Annotated in this window: 23 protein-coding genes and 1 pseudogene; 14 read left to right on the forward strand and 10 right to left on the reverse strand. The window is 65.7% G+C overall.

The window, feature by feature from the left end:
• The first annotated feature begins 44 nt into the window (after window positions 1–44).
• The 3 genes from DIE15_RS08760 to DIE15_RS08770 are packed head-to-tail and all read left to right on the forward strand — an operon-like array spanning window position 45 to window position 2,306.
• Complete coding sequence (locus tag DIE15_RS08760; protein WP_057928969.1) at window positions 45–1,088, forward strand: LacI family DNA-binding transcriptional regulator; 1,044 nt, start codon at window positions 45–47, stop codon at window positions 1,086–1,088.
• Window positions 1,089–1,142: 54 nt separating this feature from the next.
• Window positions 1,143–1,931, forward strand: coding sequence for a YhfC family intramembrane metalloprotease (locus DIE15_RS08765; RefSeq protein WP_057928927.1), 789 nt, complete (start codon window positions 1,143–1,145; stop codon window positions 1,929–1,931).
• A gap of 12 nt (window positions 1,932–1,943) precedes the next feature.
• Window positions 1,944–2,306: a DUF3022 domain-containing protein gene (locus DIE15_RS08770; RefSeq protein WP_057928928.1), complete on the forward strand. Its 363-nt coding sequence runs from the start codon at window positions 1,944–1,946 to the stop codon at window positions 2,304–2,306.
• A 51-nt stretch (window positions 2,307–2,357) separates the two neighbouring features.
• Here the strand turns inward: DIE15_RS08770 and DIE15_RS08775 are convergent, their stop codons facing one another.
• A complete protein-coding gene (locus DIE15_RS08775) occupies window positions 2,358–2,789 on the reverse strand; it encodes a PGDYG domain-containing protein (protein WP_124832983.1) in 432 nt (143 codons plus the stop codon).
• Window positions 2,790–2,917: 128 nt separating this feature from the next.
• Window positions 2,918–3,466 (reverse strand): Spy/CpxP family protein refolding chaperone, encoded by a 549-nt coding sequence (locus tag DIE15_RS08780; RefSeq protein WP_124832984.1) that lies wholly within the window; start codon window positions 3,464–3,466, stop codon window positions 2,918–2,920.
• Between the two features lie 339 nt (window positions 3,467–3,805).
• Between DIE15_RS08780 and DIE15_RS08785 the strand changes: the two genes are divergently transcribed.
• Window positions 3,806–4,270: an Lrp/AsnC family transcriptional regulator gene (locus tag DIE15_RS08785; RefSeq protein WP_006481526.1), complete on the forward strand. Its 465-nt coding sequence runs from the start codon at window positions 3,806–3,808 to the stop codon at window positions 4,268–4,270.
• A 417-nt stretch (window positions 4,271–4,687) separates the two neighbouring features.
• Window positions 4,688–5,788, forward strand: coding sequence for a saccharopine dehydrogenase family protein (locus tag DIE15_RS08790; protein ID WP_040144221.1), 1,101 nt, complete (start codon window positions 4,688–4,690; stop codon window positions 5,786–5,788).
• Between the two features lie 112 nt (window positions 5,789–5,900).
• Here the strand turns inward: DIE15_RS08790 and DIE15_RS08795 are convergent, their stop codons facing one another.
• Together DIE15_RS08795 and cydX are read right to left on the reverse strand one after the other, a co-directional pair.
• Window positions 5,901–6,518 carry an ATP-binding protein gene (locus DIE15_RS08795; protein WP_057928931.1) on the reverse strand — a complete coding sequence of 206 codons (618 nt, stop codon included), beginning with the start codon at window positions 6,516–6,518 and terminating at the stop codon, window positions 5,901–5,903.
• Window positions 6,515–6,661 carry a cytochrome bd-I oxidase subunit CydX gene (gene cydX / locus DIE15_RS08800; protein ID WP_124832985.1) on the reverse strand — a complete coding sequence of 49 codons (147 nt, stop codon included), beginning with the start codon at window positions 6,659–6,661 and terminating at the stop codon, window positions 6,515–6,517. The genes DIE15_RS08795 and cydX overlap by 4 nt, the downstream gene beginning before the upstream one ends.
• Before the next feature lie 186 nt (window positions 6,662–6,847).
• Here cydX and corA point away from each other — a divergent pair, with 186 nt between their 5' ends.
• Entirely contained in the window at window positions 6,848–7,825 is a 978-nt protein-coding gene (corA, locus tag DIE15_RS08805; protein WP_124832986.1) for a magnesium/cobalt transporter CorA, read from the forward strand.
• A 10-nt stretch (window positions 7,826–7,835) separates the two neighbouring features.
• Here corA and DIE15_RS08810 read toward each other — a convergent pair whose 3' ends face one another.
• A complete protein-coding gene (locus DIE15_RS08810) occupies window positions 7,836–8,123 on the reverse strand; it encodes a YciI-like protein (protein WP_057928933.1) in 288 nt (95 codons plus the stop codon).
• A 468-nt stretch (window positions 8,124–8,591) separates the two neighbouring features.
• Here DIE15_RS08810 and DIE15_RS08815 point away from each other — a divergent pair, with 468 nt between their 5' ends.
• The 3 genes and pseudogenes from DIE15_RS08815 to DIE15_RS08825 all read left to right on the forward strand — a co-directional run bounded on the left by DIE15_RS08815 (window position 8,592) and on the right by DIE15_RS08825 (window position 11,365).
• On the forward strand, window positions 8,592–9,080 hold the full coding sequence (locus tag DIE15_RS08815; protein ID WP_044848239.1) for an aminoacyl-tRNA deacylase: 489 nt from the start codon (window positions 8,592–8,594) through the stop codon (window positions 9,078–9,080).
• Window positions 9,081–9,429: 349 nt separating this feature from the next.
• Window positions 9,430–9,852: pseudogene (locus tag DIE15_RS08820) on the forward strand (helix-turn-helix domain-containing protein); the annotation flags it as partial.
• An 805-nt stretch (window positions 9,853–10,657) separates the two neighbouring features.
• Window positions 10,658–11,365 (forward strand): SDR family NAD(P)-dependent oxidoreductase, encoded by a 708-nt coding sequence (locus DIE15_RS08825; protein WP_124832987.1) that lies wholly within the window; start codon window positions 10,658–10,660, stop codon window positions 11,363–11,365.
• Between the two features lie 91 nt (window positions 11,366–11,456).
• Here the strand turns inward: DIE15_RS08825 and DIE15_RS08830 are convergent, their stop codons facing one another.
• Entirely contained in the window at window positions 11,457–12,389 is a 933-nt protein-coding gene (locus DIE15_RS08830; RefSeq protein WP_057928936.1) for a LysR family transcriptional regulator, read from the reverse strand.
• Window positions 12,390–12,685: 296 nt separating this feature from the next.
• Between DIE15_RS08830 and DIE15_RS08835 the strand changes: the two genes are divergently transcribed.
• The 5 genes from DIE15_RS08835 to DIE15_RS08855 all read left to right on the forward strand — a co-directional run bounded on the left by DIE15_RS08835 (window position 12,686) and on the right by DIE15_RS08855 (window position 15,529).
• Window positions 12,686–13,150 carry a RidA family protein gene (locus DIE15_RS08835; protein ID WP_057928970.1) on the forward strand — a complete coding sequence of 155 codons (465 nt, stop codon included), beginning with the start codon at window positions 12,686–12,688 and terminating at the stop codon, window positions 13,148–13,150.
• A 274-nt stretch (window positions 13,151–13,424) separates the two neighbouring features.
• On the forward strand, window positions 13,425–13,844 hold the full coding sequence (locus DIE15_RS08840) for an organic hydroperoxide resistance protein (RefSeq protein WP_057928937.1): 420 nt from the start codon (window positions 13,425–13,427) through the stop codon (window positions 13,842–13,844).
• A gap of 67 nt (window positions 13,845–13,911) precedes the next feature.
• On the forward strand, window positions 13,912–14,238 hold the full coding sequence (locus DIE15_RS08845; protein WP_124832988.1) for a DUF4148 domain-containing protein: 327 nt from the start codon (window positions 13,912–13,914) through the stop codon (window positions 14,236–14,238).
• 72 nt (window positions 14,239–14,310) lie between these two features.
• Window positions 14,311–14,640, forward strand: coding sequence for a DUF4148 domain-containing protein (locus DIE15_RS08850; protein WP_124832989.1), 330 nt, complete (start codon window positions 14,311–14,313; stop codon window positions 14,638–14,640).
• 145 nt (window positions 14,641–14,785) lie between these two features.
• Window positions 14,786–15,529, forward strand: coding sequence for a GNAT family N-acetyltransferase (locus tag DIE15_RS08855; RefSeq protein ID WP_124833100.1), 744 nt, complete (start codon window positions 14,786–14,788; stop codon window positions 15,527–15,529).
• 101 nt (window positions 15,530–15,630) lie between these two features.
• Here DIE15_RS08855 and DIE15_RS08860 read toward each other — a convergent pair whose 3' ends face one another.
• From DIE15_RS08860 to DIE15_RS08870, 4 genes are all read right to left on the reverse strand, one after another.
• The gene (locus DIE15_RS08860; protein ID WP_057928940.1) at window positions 15,631–16,086 is read right to left on the reverse strand and encodes a MarR family winged helix-turn-helix transcriptional regulator; all 456 of its coding nucleotides are present in this window, start codon (window positions 16,084–16,086) and stop codon (window positions 15,631–15,633) included.
• Between the two features lie 125 nt (window positions 16,087–16,211).
• Window positions 16,212–16,355: a hypothetical protein gene (locus tag DIE15_RS36940; protein ID WP_175826861.1), complete on the reverse strand. Its 144-nt coding sequence runs from the start codon at window positions 16,353–16,355 to the stop codon at window positions 16,212–16,214.
• Entirely contained in the window at window positions 16,352–16,723 is a 372-nt protein-coding gene (locus DIE15_RS08865) for a GFA family protein (RefSeq protein ID WP_057928941.1), read from the reverse strand. Before DIE15_RS08865 ends, DIE15_RS36940 begins: the two co-directional genes overlap by 4 nt.
• 181 nt (window positions 16,724–16,904) lie before the next feature.
• Window positions 16,905–18,005, reverse strand: coding sequence for a nitronate monooxygenase family protein (locus DIE15_RS08870; protein ID WP_124832990.1), 1,101 nt, complete (start codon window positions 18,003–18,005; stop codon window positions 16,905–16,907).
• Window positions 18,006–18,073 lie beyond the last annotated feature (68 nt).

The following is an 18,073-nucleotide window of genomic DNA, read 5'->3' on the forward strand; positions in this document are numbered from 1 at the left end:
GTCCGCATACGAAGCGGCGCGGATCGTACGTCGCGAGGCACGACTTGAGCGATTCGCAACCTTCCACGCAGCGTCCGGCGACGATCAGCGACGTCGCGCGCGAAGCCGGCACGGGCAAGACCAGCGTTTCGCGCTATCTGAACGGCGAGACGCACGTGCTGTCCGCCGATCTGCGCCAGCGGATCGAGGCGGCGATCGCGCGCCTCAATTACCGGCCGAACCAGATGGCGCGCGGGCTGAAGCGCGGCCGCAACCGGCTGCTCGGCATGCTCGCGGCCGACCTGACCAATCCGTATACCGTCGAAGTGCTGCAGGGCGTCGAGGCCGCGTGCCACGCGCTCGGCTACATGCCGCTCATCTGTCACGCGGCGAATGAAGTCGAGATGGAGCGGCGTTTCCTGCAGTTGCTCACGACCTACCGGGTCGAAGGGCTGATCGTCAATGCGCTCGGTGCCGAGGAGGACGTGCTGCGCCCCCTGCGCGGCGGCGGCATCCCGGCCGTGCTCGTCGACCGGACGGTCGAGGGCTTCGAGGCCGACCTGATCGGGCTCGACAACACCGATGCGATCGAGACGGCGCTTGCGCACCTGATCGCGCGCGGCTTCGACGCGATTCATTTCGTCGTGCAGCCGTTCGAGCACGTCAGCTCGCGGCGCCTGCGCGAGGCTGCGTTTCGCGCCGCGCTCGGCGCGCGCGGGCTGCCGGTGCCGTCGACGGTCGTGCTCGACCTGAACGAGCCGGCCGTGGCCGCCGCGGCGCTCGCGGATCTCGACGCACGCATCGACGATGCGACGCGGCGCGGCGTACGTGCGGCGCTGTTCGCCGCGAACGCGCCGGTCGCGCTCGCGATCGCGCGCCACCTGCGTGCGCGTTTCGGCGCCGCGTGGCAGGAAAAGGCCGCGCTGCTGTCCATCGACGATCCGGAGTGGGCCGAGCTGATCGGCATCACGGCGATCCGCCAGCCGACCTACGAGATCGGCTACAAGGCCGTCGAATTCGTGCACGAGCGGATCGACGGCGCGGCCGGCGACGTGCGCGTCGCGATGCTGCCGGGCGAGCTGATTGCGCGCGCGTCGACCGCAAGCTGAGTATCATTCGGGGCACGTAGCGCGTCAGGTGCGCTGCCCCGAACAAGGAAATACATGACTGTCGCTCCCGTCACGCTGGCGGTGTTGATTGCCGCCACGCTGATCATCGCGCTACTGCCGTTCGTTCTCTTCCGCACCCTGCGCAAGCCGCTTGCGCTCGACCGCCGCGACACGATCGTCGGCGTCGCCGTCTTCACGCTGTTCGCGATGATCGTCGAACGCGCGTTCCATGGCCTCGTGCTGAGCCAGACGCCTGCCGGCGGCTGGCTCACGCAGCCGCTCGCATTCGTCGCGTACAGCGCGCTCGCGACTGCCGTGTTCGAGGAAGTCGGCCGCTATCTCGGGATGCGGTTCCTGAATCGCCGCTACGGCGCATCGACCGGCGACGGGCGCGGCATCGGCTACGGGATCGGCCATGCCGGCGCCGAAGCGTGGTTCGTCGGTGTGCTCGTGTGGGGCCAGTGGTCGTATCTCGCGTGGCTCGCGAGCCGCGGACAGCTCGAGACGCAGCTCGCGGACCTGCCGGGCGATACCGTCGTGCGGCTGCACGTGATGCTGGCGACGCTGTCGGCACAGTCGATCCTGCTGTTGCTGCTCGAGCGCTGCTCGGCGTTCGTGGTGCAGCTCGCGCTGTCGGTGCTGGTCTGGCGCGGCGTGCGTGCCGGCCGCGCGGGTGTGCTGCCGCTAGCGATCGCGCTGCATGCGCTGGCTGTCGCGCCGGCACTGCTGTACCAGGTGCGCGTGCTGCCGGCCGGATCGCTCGAGGCCGTGTATTTCGTGCTGGCCGCGGTTCTGGTCGCCGTGCTGGCGAAGACGTGCCGGTCGCCGCGTGCGGCGGCCTGACGGGAGGACGGAATGGACGACTATCTGATCGAATGCCGGAGCGCCGAATTCGACGCGCTCGCGCGCGTGATCTGCGATCTCTTTCCGGAGCAGACGCGCTTTGCCGAAAGCAGCGACGAGCGCGGGCGGTTCCTGTCGGTGCAGTGGCTCGCGATGCGTTTCGGCTCGACGCCGAAGCGGATGACGCTCGACATCCGCATCGTGCCGGCCGCGCTGGCGCGCTATCTGGCGCTCAGGCCGATGCAGCGCGCGCGCAGCCACGCGGTGCTGCATGCGTACACGGAAGCGATGCTGGGCTCGCTCGAGGAGCGGCACGCGGCCGGCGAGGCCGTCGAGCGTGACGCGGAACTCGAACTCGACGAAGACTTCGCGTGAACGCGAGCGAGCACGTCGGCGCGGTGCCGGTGTAGTGTCGCTGCGGGTGCGTTACGCGTCGCGGTAGACCTGCGCGAAACGCTGCGCCTGCACGACGCCGTAGTCGCCGGGCGCATACTGCATCACCCAGTCGCCGGCGACGCCGCGCAGCGTGTCGCCGTTTTCCGAGCGGGCGATCGTGAACGGCTCGTCCATGCGGCGGGCGAGCACGACGGCCGGCCGGTTCCGGTACGCGCCCGGCGTGCCGTGCGCGAGCGTCGGATCGGCGGGCAGGTACTTCGCGTCGAAACGTGCGCGCGACACGACCCAGCGGTCGCCGGTCGAGCCGGTGATTAGCGCGTCGCCCGCGACATAGCGGTTCGGGCCTTCGAGGCTCATCAGTTCGCCGTCGGCATCGGCGAATGCGACCGTGACGGTTTCGTCCTTGACGACGCGACGGGCCTGCGGGTCGGTACGCAGATCGATGTGCTTGAGTTCGAGCATGGCGGGGAAGTGCGGGAAAAGCCGGGAGCTTATCCCGAATTCGGCGCGCCGTGTGACGCGCCGAATTCCCGCGGGATGCGCGACGCCGTTCGGCCCTTGCGGGCAGCGCGGCGCCGGCGAGGCGGAGGTCAGGGTTGGGCGGGCGCGCTTGCGGCCGGCGCGGCTGCTGCCTTGCCGTCCTTGCTCTTCTTGCCCTTGCCGCGGTGTTCGCCGCCGTGGTGCAGCCAGCTGCGGAACGTCGTGTCGGCGAGCGCCTTCTGGTCAGCCGGGAAGCGTTCGTAGAGCGGCGCGAATGCGTCGGCGAGCTTCTTCGCGCCGTCCGCGTTCGCCTGGGCGAGTTCCGCGTACTGCTTCATGTCGTCGACCGCGGACACGTTGTGGCTTTCCATCCGTGCGCGATAGAGGTGGCCCATCGTTTCGCCGTTCTCGCGCATCGTGTCGGCGAACGTCTTCCATTGCGGCTCCTGCGCCGACGTGATCTTCAACTGATCGTGCAGGTACTTGATGCGCTGCTCGATGCGCGCCTCATGGCGTGCGGCGCGTTGTTCGGCGCTCGGCGCCGACGCGGCCGTTGCCGTTGCCGTCGCCGGAGCAGGTGTCTGCGGTTGCGGCGGCGTTTGCGCGAATGCGCTGGCTGCAATGGCGAGCATGGCGAGGGTGAGCGAGATTTTCTTCATGGTTGGCTCTCCGGGGTGGTGTCGTGCGAGCGGGCGCGGCGGCCAGTGCCGCGAGCGCGCATCTCGCGTCGCCTGTTATTAGTAGCACGTTGCGTGTCGCGCAGCAGCGAAAGCGACACTTGCTTACATCCGATACGAATCGAAATTGAAAGGGACATAGCGGGCGGGCGACGGTCGACGGCGTCCGGTCGGCACGCCGGACGGCGACTGCGAGCGAGGAGGGTGGTGCACATGCGCGAGCCCATGACGGCGTGCGATGCCGTTTGGGCGCACCGGCGTTCGGCGCTATCATCGCGTCACGTTCCATTTCGCCGGCGCGCTGCACGCCGGCCCAGTCTCATGCGTCCACCTCGCCTCGACCAACTCGACGACCTCGACCGGCAACTCGTCGCGCTGCTGCAAGCGGATGCGCGCGCAAGCGTCGCCGATCTCGCGCGACAGCTCGACGTCGCGCGCACGACGGTCGTCGCGCGCATCGCGCGGCTCGAGCGCACGAACGTGATTGCCGGGTACAGCGTGCGGCTCGGCCAGGACGTGCTCGACGCGAGCATTTATGCGTACGTCGGCATCATCCTCACGCCGAAGTTCGGCAAGGACGTGCTGCGCAAGCTCGACCGGATGCCCGAAGTGCAGCTGCTGTGCGCGGTGAGCGGCGAATACGACTATGTCGCGTGGCTGCGTGCCGATTCGCCGGAGCGCCTGAACGACCTGCTCGACCAGATCGGCACGCTCGAAGGCGTCGAGCGCACGACGACGTCGATCATCCTGTCGCGCAAGATCGATCGCGGCACGATTGGCGGATGACGCGCCGCATGCGGCGTCCCGAGTGACGCCGTGGCGCGATTCGTCGCGCAGGTTGTTCCTCCTTTTTTCCTTCCGTTGATGCCCGCCGTTTGCGTTCGCCCGCACGGCGGGGCATGACCTTCGCGCATCTTCACGCGATCACCGTTGCGTCGAATGCCGGCCCGCGCGCGCCACGATTCCGCTTTGCTCGTTCATTCCTGCTTGTCCACACGCGTCCGCAGCGGCCCGTTTGCGGTGCGTCATATACGCGATTTTCAGACGATTTGGTCGTTGTGACGAAATGCATCGTCATTCCGTCGAATTTATCGGTCGTTTCGCATCACTCTTCGTCTTGGAACTGATTTTGCGCGTCCCTAAACTGTGTTCATGGCTCGACGCCGTACACCAACACCAAACCCATCATCAGGAGATAAGCGCATGAAAATCGCCATCGTCGGCGCAGGTCTGATCGGCCACACCATTGCTCACATGCTGCGTGAAACGGGCGACTACGAAGTCGTCGCGTTCGACCGCGATGCGGATGCGCTCGCCAAGCTGTCGCGTGAAGGCATCGCGACGCAGCGTGTCGATTCGGCCGACGCCAATGCGATCCGCGAAGCCGTGAAGGGCTTCGATGCGCTCGTCAACGCGCTGCCGTACTATCTCGCGGTCAACGTCGCCGCGGCGGCCAAGGCGGCCGGCGTTCACTACTTCGACCTGACCGAAGACGTGCGCGCCACCCACGCGATCCGCGAACTGGCCGACGGTTCGGACCGCGCGTTCATGCCGCAGTGCGGCCTCGCACCGGGCTTCATCGGCATCGCCGCACACGAGCTCGTGAACGGCTTCAGCGAAGTGCGCGACGTGAAGATGCGCGTCGGTGCGCTGCCCGAGTATCCGACCAACGCGCTGAAGTACAACCTGACGTGGAGCGTCGACGGCCTGATCAACGAATACTGCCAGCCGTGCGAAGCGATCCGCGACGGCCGCAAGCAGTGGGTGCAGCCGCTCGAAGGCCTCGAGCACTTCTCGCTGGACGGCACCGAATACGAAGCGTTCAATACGTCGGGTGGCCTGGGCACGCTGTGCGAGACGCTGTCGGGCAAGGTCGAGACGCTCGACTACAAGTCGGTGCGCTATCCGGGCCACCGCGAGCTCGTGCAGTTCCTGCTCGAGGACCTGCGCCTGTCGAGCGATCGCGACACGCTGAAGTCGATCATGCGCCGCGCAGTGCCGTCGACCAAGCAGGACGTCGTGCTCGTGTTCGTCACGGTGACGGGCGTGAAGGACGGCCAGCTCGTGCAGGACGTGTTCACGCGCAAGATCTTCGCGAAGGACGTGTGCGGGATGCACATGAGCGCGATCCAGATCACGACGGCCGGCGCGATGTGCGCGGTGCTGGATCTGTTCCGCGAAAAGAAGCTGCCGCAAAGCGGCTTCATCCCGCAGGAAAAGGTGTCGCTGAAGGCGTTCCTCGCGAACCGCTTCGGCAAGCTGTACGAAGGCGGCACGATGGAGCGCGTGCACGAAGTCGCCTGACGACGGGACTCCGGCACGAGGGCCGTGCAACGCCGGGAGCGCAACAGCGCTTCCGGCGTTGTTTTTTTGGGGGGCTTGCCGAAGCAGGGGGGAGCAGAGCGGTGCGTGTCGCTCAGGCGGGCAGCGGCGGAACCATCGTGGTCTGCGGCGCTGGCGGCGCGATGCGGTACAGCAGTGCATCGATCTCAGCGTCGGACGGCGCGGTGTTGTCGAACATCACGATGCCGTCGCATTCGTGGCCGGTCGGCACGAAGCGGCGTTGCCGGTATTCGTCCCAGTGCGCGAGCTTGTACGCGTCGTTCGGATTGCCGCGCGCGACGATTCGCTGGTGCGCGACGTCTTCCGCCGTATGGACCCACACGACCGTCAGCTTGACGTCCGGCCCGATGCCGAGCCATGCGCGGTCGAGGATGCGCCGGTCACGCACTTCGCGCGACAGCGGGCCGACCACGAGCGCGCCGATGCCGAGCGCGAGATTCTCGCGGGCCGTGTCGAGCAGGCCCTGGTATTCGGGATCGCGCAGATGCTTCAGGTAGAGCGGGCTGTCGCGGTCGTTCGGATCGGAGGTGAGGGCGCCCATCGCGGCCGAGCTGTAGCGGCCGTAGAGCGTGTCCTTGTCGAGCAGGCAGAAGGCCTCGCCGGTCGCGCGCATCAGCGGCCCGATCAGCCGCTTCGCGAGCGTGGTCTTGCCGGTTCCGGCATGACCGCAGAAGAACACCAGATGCGTCACGAATACCGGCTCCCCGAGCCCGCGCGCGATGCGTCGGTGCGCTTGTCGTCGCGAGAGAACACTTCCGCCTCCAGCCACATCGCGTTGATGATGCCGAAGCCGAGCGCCACGCCGATGCCGAGTATCCACGAGAAATACCACATGGGCCTGCCTCCTTGACGGTTGGGCAGCACGGCCATGCCGTGCGAATGCGGAATGCCGAAGCGTTGCCGTGCGCGCGCTGCGGCGCATGCAGTTCGATCATGACCAATATCGGCGCGCCGCGCAAGCCGGGCCGTCCACGCGGCAAACCGGTAAACTGATGCGGAAACGGCAACATCACGGACAATATGCTGATCAATTGTGCTGCATACCAGGACGGCCGCAAGCTGGCCGACATCGATATCGACGCCATCAGCGACTACGTGTCGAAGCCCGAGTGTTTCGTGTGGGTCGCGCTGAAGGATCCGACACCGGACGAGATCGACCTGATGGGCGAGGAGTTCGGGCTGCACGAACTCGCGCTCGAGGATGCCCGCAAGGGGCATCAGCGCCCGAAGATCGAGGAGTACGGCGATTCGCTGTTCGCGGTGCTGCATACGGTCGAGCTCGACGATGACGGCGAATTCAAGGTCGGCGAACTGAACGTGTTCGTCGGCCCGAACTACGTGCTGTCGATCCGCAACCATACCGAGCAGGATTTCCGCGCGGTGCGCAAGCGCTGCGAGCGCGAACCGCATCTGCTGCAGGAAGGCTCGGCGTTCGTGTTCTATGCGTTGATGGACCAGGTCGTCGACCGCTATTTCCCGATTCTCGAGACGCTTGGCATCGAACTCGAGGAACTCGAGGACCGCATCTTCACGAAGGCCACGCCCGCGTCGTCGCGCGCGATCATCGAGGATCTCTATTCGCTGAAACGCCGGCTCGTGATGCTGTACCAGCACACGGCGCCGCTGATCGAGCCGCTCGCGAAGCTCACCGGCGGTCGCATTCCGCAGGTCTGCAGCGGCATGGAACATTACTTCCGCGACGTGTACGACCACCTGCAGCGGATCGTGAAGACGATCGAAGGGCGGCGCGAAATGGTCGTGACCGCGATCCAGGTCAACCTCGGGATGATCTCGCTCGCGGAGAACGAGGTGACCAAGCGGCTCGGCTCGTTTGCCGCGCTGTTCGCGATACCGACGATGGTCGCCGGTATCTACGGGATGAACTTCGCGAACATGCCCGAACTGCACCTCAAGTACGGTTTCTACGGCTGCATCGCGGTGATGGTTGCGGCCGATCTCGCGTTGTGGTGGCGCTTCAAGCGGGCGGGGTGGTTGTAGCCGCGACGCCCTAGTGCGGTGCGTGCTTGCCGACCACGACACGCCACGGCCGCACGCGCCACGACTTGACGAGGCCGTTCTGCACGTACGGATCGGCGCGCGCGAACGATTCGGCGGCTTCCGGCGAATCGCCCTCGAACACGAGCACGGCCTGGTCGGCCGGATCCTGCAATGCGCCGGCGAGCACGAGCTCGCCGCGTTCGGTTGCCGCCCGCGCGAGGGCAAGGTGCTCGGCGCGGTACTGTTCGCGCCGGGACAGGTAATCGTCGACGAGTTCGTAGATCAACTGGTAATGCATGGTCGCTCCCGGAATCGACCGCCGCGGGATGGCGGGCGCCTGGCTCAGTATAGGGCGCGGGCCGGTCTTTGTCGGCGCGGTTCGTGGCAGCTTGCCGGTGCGTGACCGGCCGATTCCTCATGGCTTGTCGAGATGATTTCGGCATCTCGACACTCTTTTCATAAATGCAACTAACGGTCTATTGCGGCTCCGCCGTCGCATGGGTTTGCGTTATCGCGCCAGATGGCGCATCGCCAGTCTTGTCTGCAGGAAAGGCGGGGCCGGCAAGTGAATGGGGACGCGTATCCCGGGCCGGGATTTCACATGCCGGCGAGGGCGGTCGCGTTATCGAAAAAGGGGCCGAAGCCGAGTGTCGAGCCGTCCGTGCGAGAGCCGCTGCAAGGGCGTTTCCATTGGCCGCAATGCGACCTATGCTGAACGAATCCGGAGCGAACTTCGTTCGCCCGATTCATCCAGACGAGGTGTGCCATGCCTGTATCAGCCACCCTGCAGGATTGCCTGCGCCAGAAGTCATCGCGGTACGAAGTCGTGTACCACCCGTATAGCCATACCAGCATGGAGACGGCCGCCGCCGCGCATATCCCCGGCGATCGCCTCGCGAAAACCGTGCTGCTCGAGGACGACGAAGGCTACGTCGCCGCCGTGCTGCCGACGTCGCACGCGGTGCGGCTGTCGGATCTCTGGGTCAAGACCGGCCGCCATCTCGTGCTCGCCCGGGAAATCGAACTGCGCGAACTGTTCAAGGATTGCGACCTGGGCGCGTTGCCGCCAGTGTGCATGGCGTACGGGATGAAGACGTTCCTCGAGGAGCATCTCGCGCAGCAGCCGGAAGTGTATTTCGAGGCCGGCGACCACGAAGCGCTGATCCACATGATGCAGGACGAATTCCTGTCGCTGATGGAGACGGCCGAGCGCGCGCATTTCTCGCACAAGATGCAAGGGATGTGGTTGTCCTGATCGTCGTGTTGCGGACGGTTTGCGGTGGATGGAGACGGCGTCTGGCAGGCGTCCGTCGGGGGATGTCGCGTGTTGTCGGTTTGGCCCGGGCCGGGTTCTTGCTGGATGGAAAACAGCGGCTTTGGCGACGGGATTCCGGCGGCGTCCGGTCGGGATTTTCAGCGGTGATTTTGAGGAAATTCGAGATTTGACATAATCATAGTTATCACTTAAATAGGTTGTAGTAGCTTTATAGAAATGTCGTGTTCTAGCCATTTAGAAATGTCGCGTTTGGACCTCGGTAAGCTTGCCGGCTCCCCGTCAGATCATGGAGCCGGCGATGCACCGAACAGCACTGGTGACATTGAACATGAGAGAACTCGACCGTCTGAAGGTAATCCAGGCCGTAGTGGATTTGGGCGTGAAGCCTGGCCGCGCGGCCGAACGCTTGGGCCTGACGGTCCGGCAGATCGAGCGGCTGGTGATTCGATACCGGGAATCTGGCGCGGCGGGCCTGACCTCGCGCAAGCGTGGCGGTCCTGGCAACCGGCGGCTGGATGCGGAGTTGGCCCAGCGGGCGCTGTCGATCATCCGCGATCGCTACGCGGATTTCGGGCCGACACTGGCGTGCGAGAAGCTCCGGGAATGCCACGGCATTCGACTGGCCAAGGAGACGGTCAGGAAGTTGATGACGGACGCTGGGCTCTGGATTCCGCGCCGACAGCGTCCGCCGAAGGTTTATCAGCCACGAGCGCGTCGCGCGTGCCTCGGTGAACTGATCCAGATCGACGGCAAGCGCCGCGCGTCCCACGCGTCGAGCGCCGCCCTGGCAGCCCGAAACCGGAGGCATCGATCCGCCCCGTTCTCTAGTTCGTCTCGCCGTAGTGCCAGGCATGTCGCGCGCCGGCCATTTGACGGCGCTTGCATTCAGTTGGCGCCGGTGCCCGCGCGTCCTGCGTGTATGCATGTGCTGTGCCGGTCGAAGCAAGCGTCCGGCATGAACGGATCGGCATCGTCCGGCGCGGGCGATATTGGGTCGCATCTGCGGATGTCGGCGGGATTGTGCCAGTTTTAGTTTTAGCCGCGTCCGGAGTGCTGGATAGCGTGCCGAGCATGTGCATGCGCGCGACAGCCCTGCCCTGATCCGCTTTTGGGAGCCGTCCGACGATGCGTGTGAAGGTGCGGTCAGGCGCGTTTTCAGATTCGACAGTTTGTGAAAATAATGAATCTATTATGATAAGAAAAGTTATCTCGATAGTATCGATAAAGAGCCGAAATGCCCGGCGTGTTACGAACATCCAGCGTGCCGCGTTCGCGGTATTTGACTGCGCAAACCTCCGAATTCACGACGCTTGGACGCGCGTCGTCGCACGATTGCCGGCTCGTAGGCGATCACGCCGATCTTCCCGCCAACACGCCGTCGCACCGAGCGTCGCCGCGGCCGTCCCCGCACTTCCTCCATTTGTTCCCGCGACGCAAGACTATTGGTCCATGGTGGGTGTTCGAACTCCGGCCCGACGCGCCTAGAGTCTGGTCCATCGGATTCATCGATCCGGGCGGCACTGAAGCCGAAAACCAGTCACCTGTCGAGGCATATCATGAGCACTTCCAAAGTCATTATCGTCACCGGCGCATCGCAAGGCATCGGCGCTGAAACGGTCAGCGCATTCCGCGCACAGGGCCATCGGGTGGTCGCGACGTCCCGTTCGATCGGGCCGTCGGACGATCCCGATCTCGTCACCGTCGCGGGCGACATCGGCGACCCGGCGCTCGCGCGGCGCGTGGTCGACACCGCCATCGAGCGCTTTGGCCGGGTCGACACGCTCGTCAACAACGCTGGCGTCTTCATCGCGAAGCCGTTCACGCAATACTCGGCGGACGACTATGCAGCCGTCACCCGTGTGAACCTGGACGGCTTCTTCCACGTCACGCAGCGCGCAATCGCGGCGATGCAGCGGCACGGCGGCGGACACGTGGTCAGTATCACGACGAGCCTCGTCGACCACGCGAACAGCAACGTACCGTCGGTGCTCGCATCGCTGACGAAAGGCGGGCTCAATGCGGCGACGAAGTCGCTCGCAATCGAGTATGCGCAGGCCGGCATCCGCGTGAACGCCGTGTCGCCCGGCATCATCAAATCGCCGATGCATGCACCCGACACGCATGCGACGCTCGCATCGCTGCATCCGGTCGGCCGGATGGGCGAGATGAGCGACATCGTCGGCGCGATCCTGTATCTCGATTCGGCGCCGTTCGTCACCGGCGAGATCCTGCATGTGGACGGCGGCCAGAGCGCCGGGCACTGAGCGGCAAGGCAGCAAGAACGCGCTGGCGCGGACGGCGCGACGCGGTCCGCTACCGGCGCAGCCGCGCCGCTGCCGGCGTGGCTGGACGCAGCTAGCGCGCCCGCTTGCCGGGCGCCTGCGCCAGATGTTCGATGAGAAAGTCGACGAAGACGCGCACGCGCGACGACAGATAGCGTGCATGCGGATACAGCAGCATGAACGGCCGCGATCGCCCGCCCTGGCCGGACAGCACCTCCTTGAGCGTGCCCTCCCGCAGATCCCGTTCGACGATGAAGCGATAGGTCTGGAACAGGCCCGCGCCGCTGCGTGCGAGCGTGACGCCGGCGAGGACGTCGCCCGACGCGCCGTAGCCGCCGGTGGTCGCGATTTCGATTTCCGCCGAGCCGTCGCTGAACAACCACGGAATCGGCCGGCCGCTGCTCGGGAGTTCGAACTGGATGCATTCGTGCATGTGCAGATCGTCGACGGCGCGTGGCATGCCGGCGCGCTTCAGGTAGCCGGGCGTCGCGACGACGACGAGTTCGGCATCCTCCAGCTTGCGCGCGACGAGGCTCGAATCCGCCGGTGCGCGGCCGCGGATCGCAAGGTCGAAGCCCTCCTCGGCGAAGTCGATGTTGCGGTTGCTCAGGTGCGTTTCGACCTGCACGTCCGGATAACGCTCGCGAAACGCGGGCAGCAGCGGCAGCACGCGATAGTGTCCGTACGGCGTCGGCATGCTGATGCGCAGCACGCCCGCTGGCGTCGCCTGCTGGCCCGTGGCTTCGCGCTCCGCGTCGACGAGTTGCGACAGCGCTGCACGGCATTGTTCGAAGTAGCGCCGGCCGGAATCGGTCAGGCGGATCTGCCGCGTCGTCCGTACGAACAGCCGTACGCCGAGACGCTCCTCGAGCCGCGCGACCGAGCGGCTGACAGCGGCCGGCGTGACGCTCGCAGCAGTCGCGGCGAGCGTGAAGCTGCCGAGTTCGGCTGCCATGCAGAACAGCTCGATGCTGCCGAGCAGGAGGTCGTCGAATTTTCGTTGCATGAGGGGGCTCCTGCCGTATCCGGTACTTCCATCGCGGGGCGTCGAGGCAACGAGTGTGCATGAATCACGGGCGGGAAACCAGCGAACCGCGAGCGCGGCAGGCGGCACCGGGCGGCTTCGCCGGCGTGCGTTCGCATCGTTTCGTGCCGCATGCGATTCGTTACATCGTGTGTCGAATCAATTGCGCAAACGATATTTACCGGCCCCGGCCGCCTCACTAGAGTGATCAACAGAGGTCCTGGCGCGCGATGCTTCCGCTGCGGCCGACCTATCAACCATTCCCGAAGGAGAACGCGATGACGATCGAACAAAAGCTGGCCGAACTCGGCTTTACGCTACCCGAACCGCCGCAACCGCTCGGCAGCTATACGGCCGTCAGCGAAGCCGGCAACCTGTTGTTCGTGTCCGGGCAACTGCCGCTCGTCGACGGCAAGGTTGCCTATACGGGCCGCGTCGGCGAACAATTGAGCGTCGATGACGGCCGGCACGCGGCGCAGCTCGCGGCGCTGAACGTGCTCGCGCAGATCCACCGGCACCTGGGCGGGTTCGACCGCCTGCATCACATCGTACGGGTCGAGGGCCACGTCGCGTCGGCCGACGGCTTCCACGGCCAGCCGACCGTGATCGACGGCGCTTCCGACCTGTTCGCCGCAGTGCTGGGCGACAAGGCGGGACACGCGCGCTCGGCCTTCTCCCAGCGGCAGTTGCCGGCCGACGCGGCCGTGATCCTGGTCGTGATCGCCGAAATTCGTCCGGTTTAATCAGGTTGCCGCCACCGAGGCAACGGCCATTCCGGCGGGCGTCTGCCCTGCCCGCCGTGAAATTTCCCCCTGCGCGTCGCCTTCTCAAAATAAGGGCTATATCACCGAAAGGCCTTGCCCCATAAGGCACGACGTAATCCAGATACATTGCAATACAAAATATCGCATGCGATTTAATCGAATCCGCTTGACGGTGAGAGGTGCTTCGACGAAACTGCATCGCATGCGATCGAATCGCATCTGAGAAAGACCTTCCAACCTGACGGAGTGAAAGATGAGCAAGATCGAAAAAGTGCTGTACACGGGCAAGACGCACACGACTTCCGGCGGCCGCGACGGCTCGGCGCGCAGTTCCGACGGCCGTCTCGACATCCAGCTGTCGTCGCCGGGCAGCGCCGGCACGGGCACCAACCCGGAACAACTGTTCGCGGCCGGCTGGTCGGCCTGCTTCATCGGCGCAATGCAGCTTGCAGCGCGTGCGGCGAAGGTGACGCTGCCGGTCGACCTCGCGGTCGACGCCGAAGTGGACCTGGGCATGGGCGGCAACGCGTACTTCCTGCAGGCCCGCCTGAACGTGAGCGTGCCGGGGCTCGATCGCGACGTCGTGCAGCACATCGTCGATACCGCACATCAGACCTGCCCGTATTCGAAGGCGACGCGCGGCAACATCGACGTCGAGATTCGCATCGTCTGATGTGTTGCATCGGGCGGCCAGGCGCCGCCTTCACGAATGTCCTGCCATTTTCTTGTCGAGGTGAATGATGAAAACCCAACTGATCGCTGCCGTTCTCGTTGCCGTGTCCGCTGCCGTTGCCGCGCCGGCCTTTGCCAATGACGCCGTCGTGACGCGTGCTCAAGTGCGCGCCGAGCTCGTGCAACTGCAGCAAGCCGGCTATGAGCCGGGCCGTGCGAACGATCCGCACTATCCGGACGACCTGCAAGCCGCGCTGACGCGTATCGACGCGAACGGCACCGTCGCGGCCGACACGGCGACGTCCGGTTATGGCAGCGACGCCGCCGCCGTCACGCAGTCGGGCAGCCGTTCGGTCACGCATGTCGCCGAGCGCTCGATCTACTTCGGCCATTGAACGAAACCGCGATCGGCGCCGATTGCCGGCGTGCCGCGCGCAACCTGAATACACGCTTTTCTATCGAGGTGAATGATGAAGACCCAACTGATTGCAGCCCTGCTCGTCGCCGTATCGGCTTCCGTGACCTCCCCGGCCTTTGCGGCCGACAGCACCGTGACGCGTGCGCAAGTGCGGGCGGAGCTGGCCGCGCTCCAGCAGGCTGGCTATCTGCCGAATCGCGCGAACGATCCGAACTATCCGGACAACCTGCAGGCAGCGCTGAAGCGGGTTCGCGACAACGGTGCGACGGTGGCCGACACGCAGGCAGCCGGTTATGGCGGCAACGCCGACGGCGCGACGCAGTCCGGCAGTCGCAGCACGATTCGCACGGCGGAGCGCTCGATCTATTCCGGACATTGAACGTCGCGACGAAATCGGCGATATCGTCCGTCAAATATGGCGCATGCGATGTAATCGTGTGCGCCTTTTTCATTTTGCCTGCCAACCTGCGTCGGCGATCGCGTTTATGCTGTGCGGCGGACGGCCTTCAATCAAGGAGCGGGCAATGCGGGAAGCGACGACGGGGCATGAAGAAGGCGGATCGCATCCGCTCGACAACGTCGTTTGGAATGCGCTCACCGGCGAGCAGCATTGTTTTGCACTCGGCGATGCGCTTGCGCGGCGATTCCCTCCGGCGCTTGCGCCGTTTGCCGGCATGGCCGAGCGCAGCGCGGGCGCGTTCGATGCGCTGCGCGCACTGATCGACGCGCACGGTCCGGCGGCACTGGTCACGCCGGACGAGATCCCGACGCCGGCCGGCTGTTCCGTGGTCCGGCGTGCGGTGCTGCATCAGATGATCTGGCAGGGAACGCTCGACGACGCGCATCCTCTGGAGCATGTCCGGTTGACGGACGCTGACGTGCCGGAGATGCTCGAGCTGATCGCGGCGACGGAACCGGGGCCCTTCGGCACGCGCACGATCGAATTCGGCGGTTATATCGGTGTACGCAGACAGGGCCGGCTCGTGGCGATGGTGGGTCAGCGGCTGAAGGCAGGCGAGCATGCGGAGATCAGCGCGGTGTGCGTGGATGCCGCGTTTCGGGGCCAGGGCCTCGCGGCCGGGCTGATCCGCTCGTTGATCGCGACCATCTTCGCGCGGGCGGAAACGCCGTTCCTGCACGTGCTCACGTCGAATCACGTCGCGATCGAGCGCTATCGGGCCCTTGGCTTCGCGATGCGTCGCGACATGCATCTGCTGGTGTTGGGGCGCGAAGACGGCCGGACGGAGCAACCCGGGAGCAAGCCGTAAAGAGCCGGTGTGCCGGACCTGATCGCGGGCGACTTGCGGAAATGGCGAAGGAGCCGGCGAAAACACCCCGCCGGCTCGACATCGATGCTGAATCGGTTCGTCTACTCGTCGATCGAATCGATCAGGTTGCCGCGCAGCGTGACGATCGCCTTCTGCATCTTCGCGAATTCGTCGGGTTTCAACCCGGTGGCTTCGACCAGGTTCATGTCGAGCCCCTTCTCGCGCACGCGGCGGCCGCTTTTCGTCAGGCTCACGAGCACCTGGCGCTCGTCCGACGGATCGCGGTGTCGCTCCAGATAACCCATCGCCTCGAGCTTTTTCAGGATCGGCGTCAGCGTGTTCGATTCGAGGAACAGCTTCTCGCCGAGCTGCCCGACCGTCTGGTTGCCCTCCTCCCACAGCGCGATGATCGTGATGTATTGCGTGTACGTGAGACCGAGCTCCTCGAGGATCGGCTTGTATGCCTTGCCGAATGCGAGGTTCGTCGAGTAGATCGCAAAACACAGGAACTCGGACAGTTTCGGCGTGGCGGGCGATTGTGCTTCGGTTGGTTTCATGAGCGTCCTCCATCGACACGGGATCGGTCGCAGATGAGCGCATTATATATCGCGTGCGATCTTATCGGAAGCATGACTATCGCTTCCGATCAACAGGATGCGATATGTACGGTGTCTGCTCGCGCTCAGCCCCCGCCGACGTCGTTTCGACCGCGGCGGTTGCCGGTCCGCTGCCGGCTGATCGACAGCAGCGAGCACTGCACCGGATGCGCGATTTCGGTGGCAAGGCCGCCCGCGGCGAACAGCAGGATCATCAGCCAGCGTTTCATGCGTCCTCCACGACGGAAAGGCTCGCGCCGTCGGCGACTGCCGCGTCGAGCGCGTACGGATCGACGCCTTCGAGGCAGCCGAGATTGACGCGCCAGCACGCGGGATCCTTGCGCGTCTGGTGAAACGGATAGATGCCGCACCGGCTGCAGAAATAGTGGCGGGCCGTGTGCGTGTTGAAGCGGTAGCGCGTCAGTGCACCCTCGCCCGCGACGATCTTGAGGTCGGCCGCATCGAACATCGGGCTCATCAGCGCGCCGCGGCGGCGGCAGAGGCTGCAGTTGCAGCGAACCGCCGGCGCAAGCGCGGTCCGGACTTCGAATTTCACGGCGCCGCAGTGGCAGGATCCGTTGAACCATGTCGCAGACATGTCGTGCTCCTCAAGTGGTCATGTCTGCTTTATAGCGGGCCCGGACCCATGCGTTGTATCGCGCTGTATCCATGCGGCGCGCAGATACAGAACATTGCAATTTTGTTGCCGGCGATGTGCGTTGCGGTGGCGTTGCAGCGCATTTGCCAAGCGCCGGCATGTGTGGCACGCGGCCCGGGAATCAGTCCAGCACGTGCTGCAACCGCGCGATGGCCGCTCGCGTCTCGCGCTCGAGCGTCGCGAACAGTTCGGCAGCCGGCAGCGACCGGACGAGCGGTGCCGCCTGCCCCGCCCACTGCGCGCCGTAGCCGAACTCGCCTTTCGCCTTGGCGGCCGCATGCAGTGCCTTGCCGGCGTCATACGCGATCGGATAGGCCGGTGTGGCCGGTGCGTGCGGATCGTCGCCGAGCGCGGTCAGCCGATTCGCGATGCCGCGCGCGATCCGGCCGGAAATCGCGGTCGTGAACGTCGTGCGGTGCGCCGCGTTGCCGAGGATCGCGCGGCGATAGCCGTCGTCGATCGAGGTCTCCGGGCACGCGACGAACGCGGTGCCGAGCTGCGCGGCCTGCGCGCCGAGCGCGAGCGCCGCGGCGATGCCGTCGCCGTCCATGATGCCGCCGGCGGCGATCACCGGCAGCGCGCATTCGCGCACGAGCAGGCGCGTCAGCGCGAATGTGCCAAGCCGGTCGTCGTGCACCGTCGAGTCGAATACACCACGGTGCCCGCCGGCCTCGATGCCCTGCGCGACGATCGCATCGATGCCGGCCGCGGCGATCTGCCGGGCTTCGTCGGGATTCGTCGCGGCCGCGAACAGCGTGATGCCCGCACGCTTCAACACGGCAATGGCCTCATCGGACGGCAACCCGAAATGAAAGCTCACGACCGCCGGCTTTTCTTCGACCAGCATCGCGAGCATCGCATCGTCCGCGACGAAGCTCGTGTAGATCTCCGACAGCGACACCGGTGGCGTCGCGCCCTGTTCGCGGAACGCCGGCGCGAGCCAGTCGAGCCACGCGCGTTCGACCGCTGCGTCGGCACGGGCCGGCTGGTGGCAGAACAGGTTGATGTTGAACGGCTGGTCAGTAAGTGCGCGCGTGTCGCGGATCATCTTGCGCGCGCCGTCGGCGTTCGTCGCGCCGACGCCGAGCGAGCCCAGCCCGCCCGCGTTCGATACGGCAGCCGCCAGCGCAGGTGTGCTGACACCGGCCATCGGCGCCTGGATGATCGGGGTGCGGATGCCGAGCGTGCGCAACAGCGTCCGGTTGTCGGTCGGTTGATTCATGTCGTTGTCTCCTGCAACGTCCGGGATCGGAATGCTGCGGCCAGAGCCGAAGCGGCTGGGTCAGGTTC

This window comes from Burkholderia sp. Bp9031 (genome assembly GCF_003857965.1).
In the GTDB taxonomy this organism is placed as follows: Bacteria; Pseudomonadota; Gammaproteobacteria; order Burkholderiales; family Burkholderiaceae; genus Burkholderia; species Burkholderia ambifaria_A.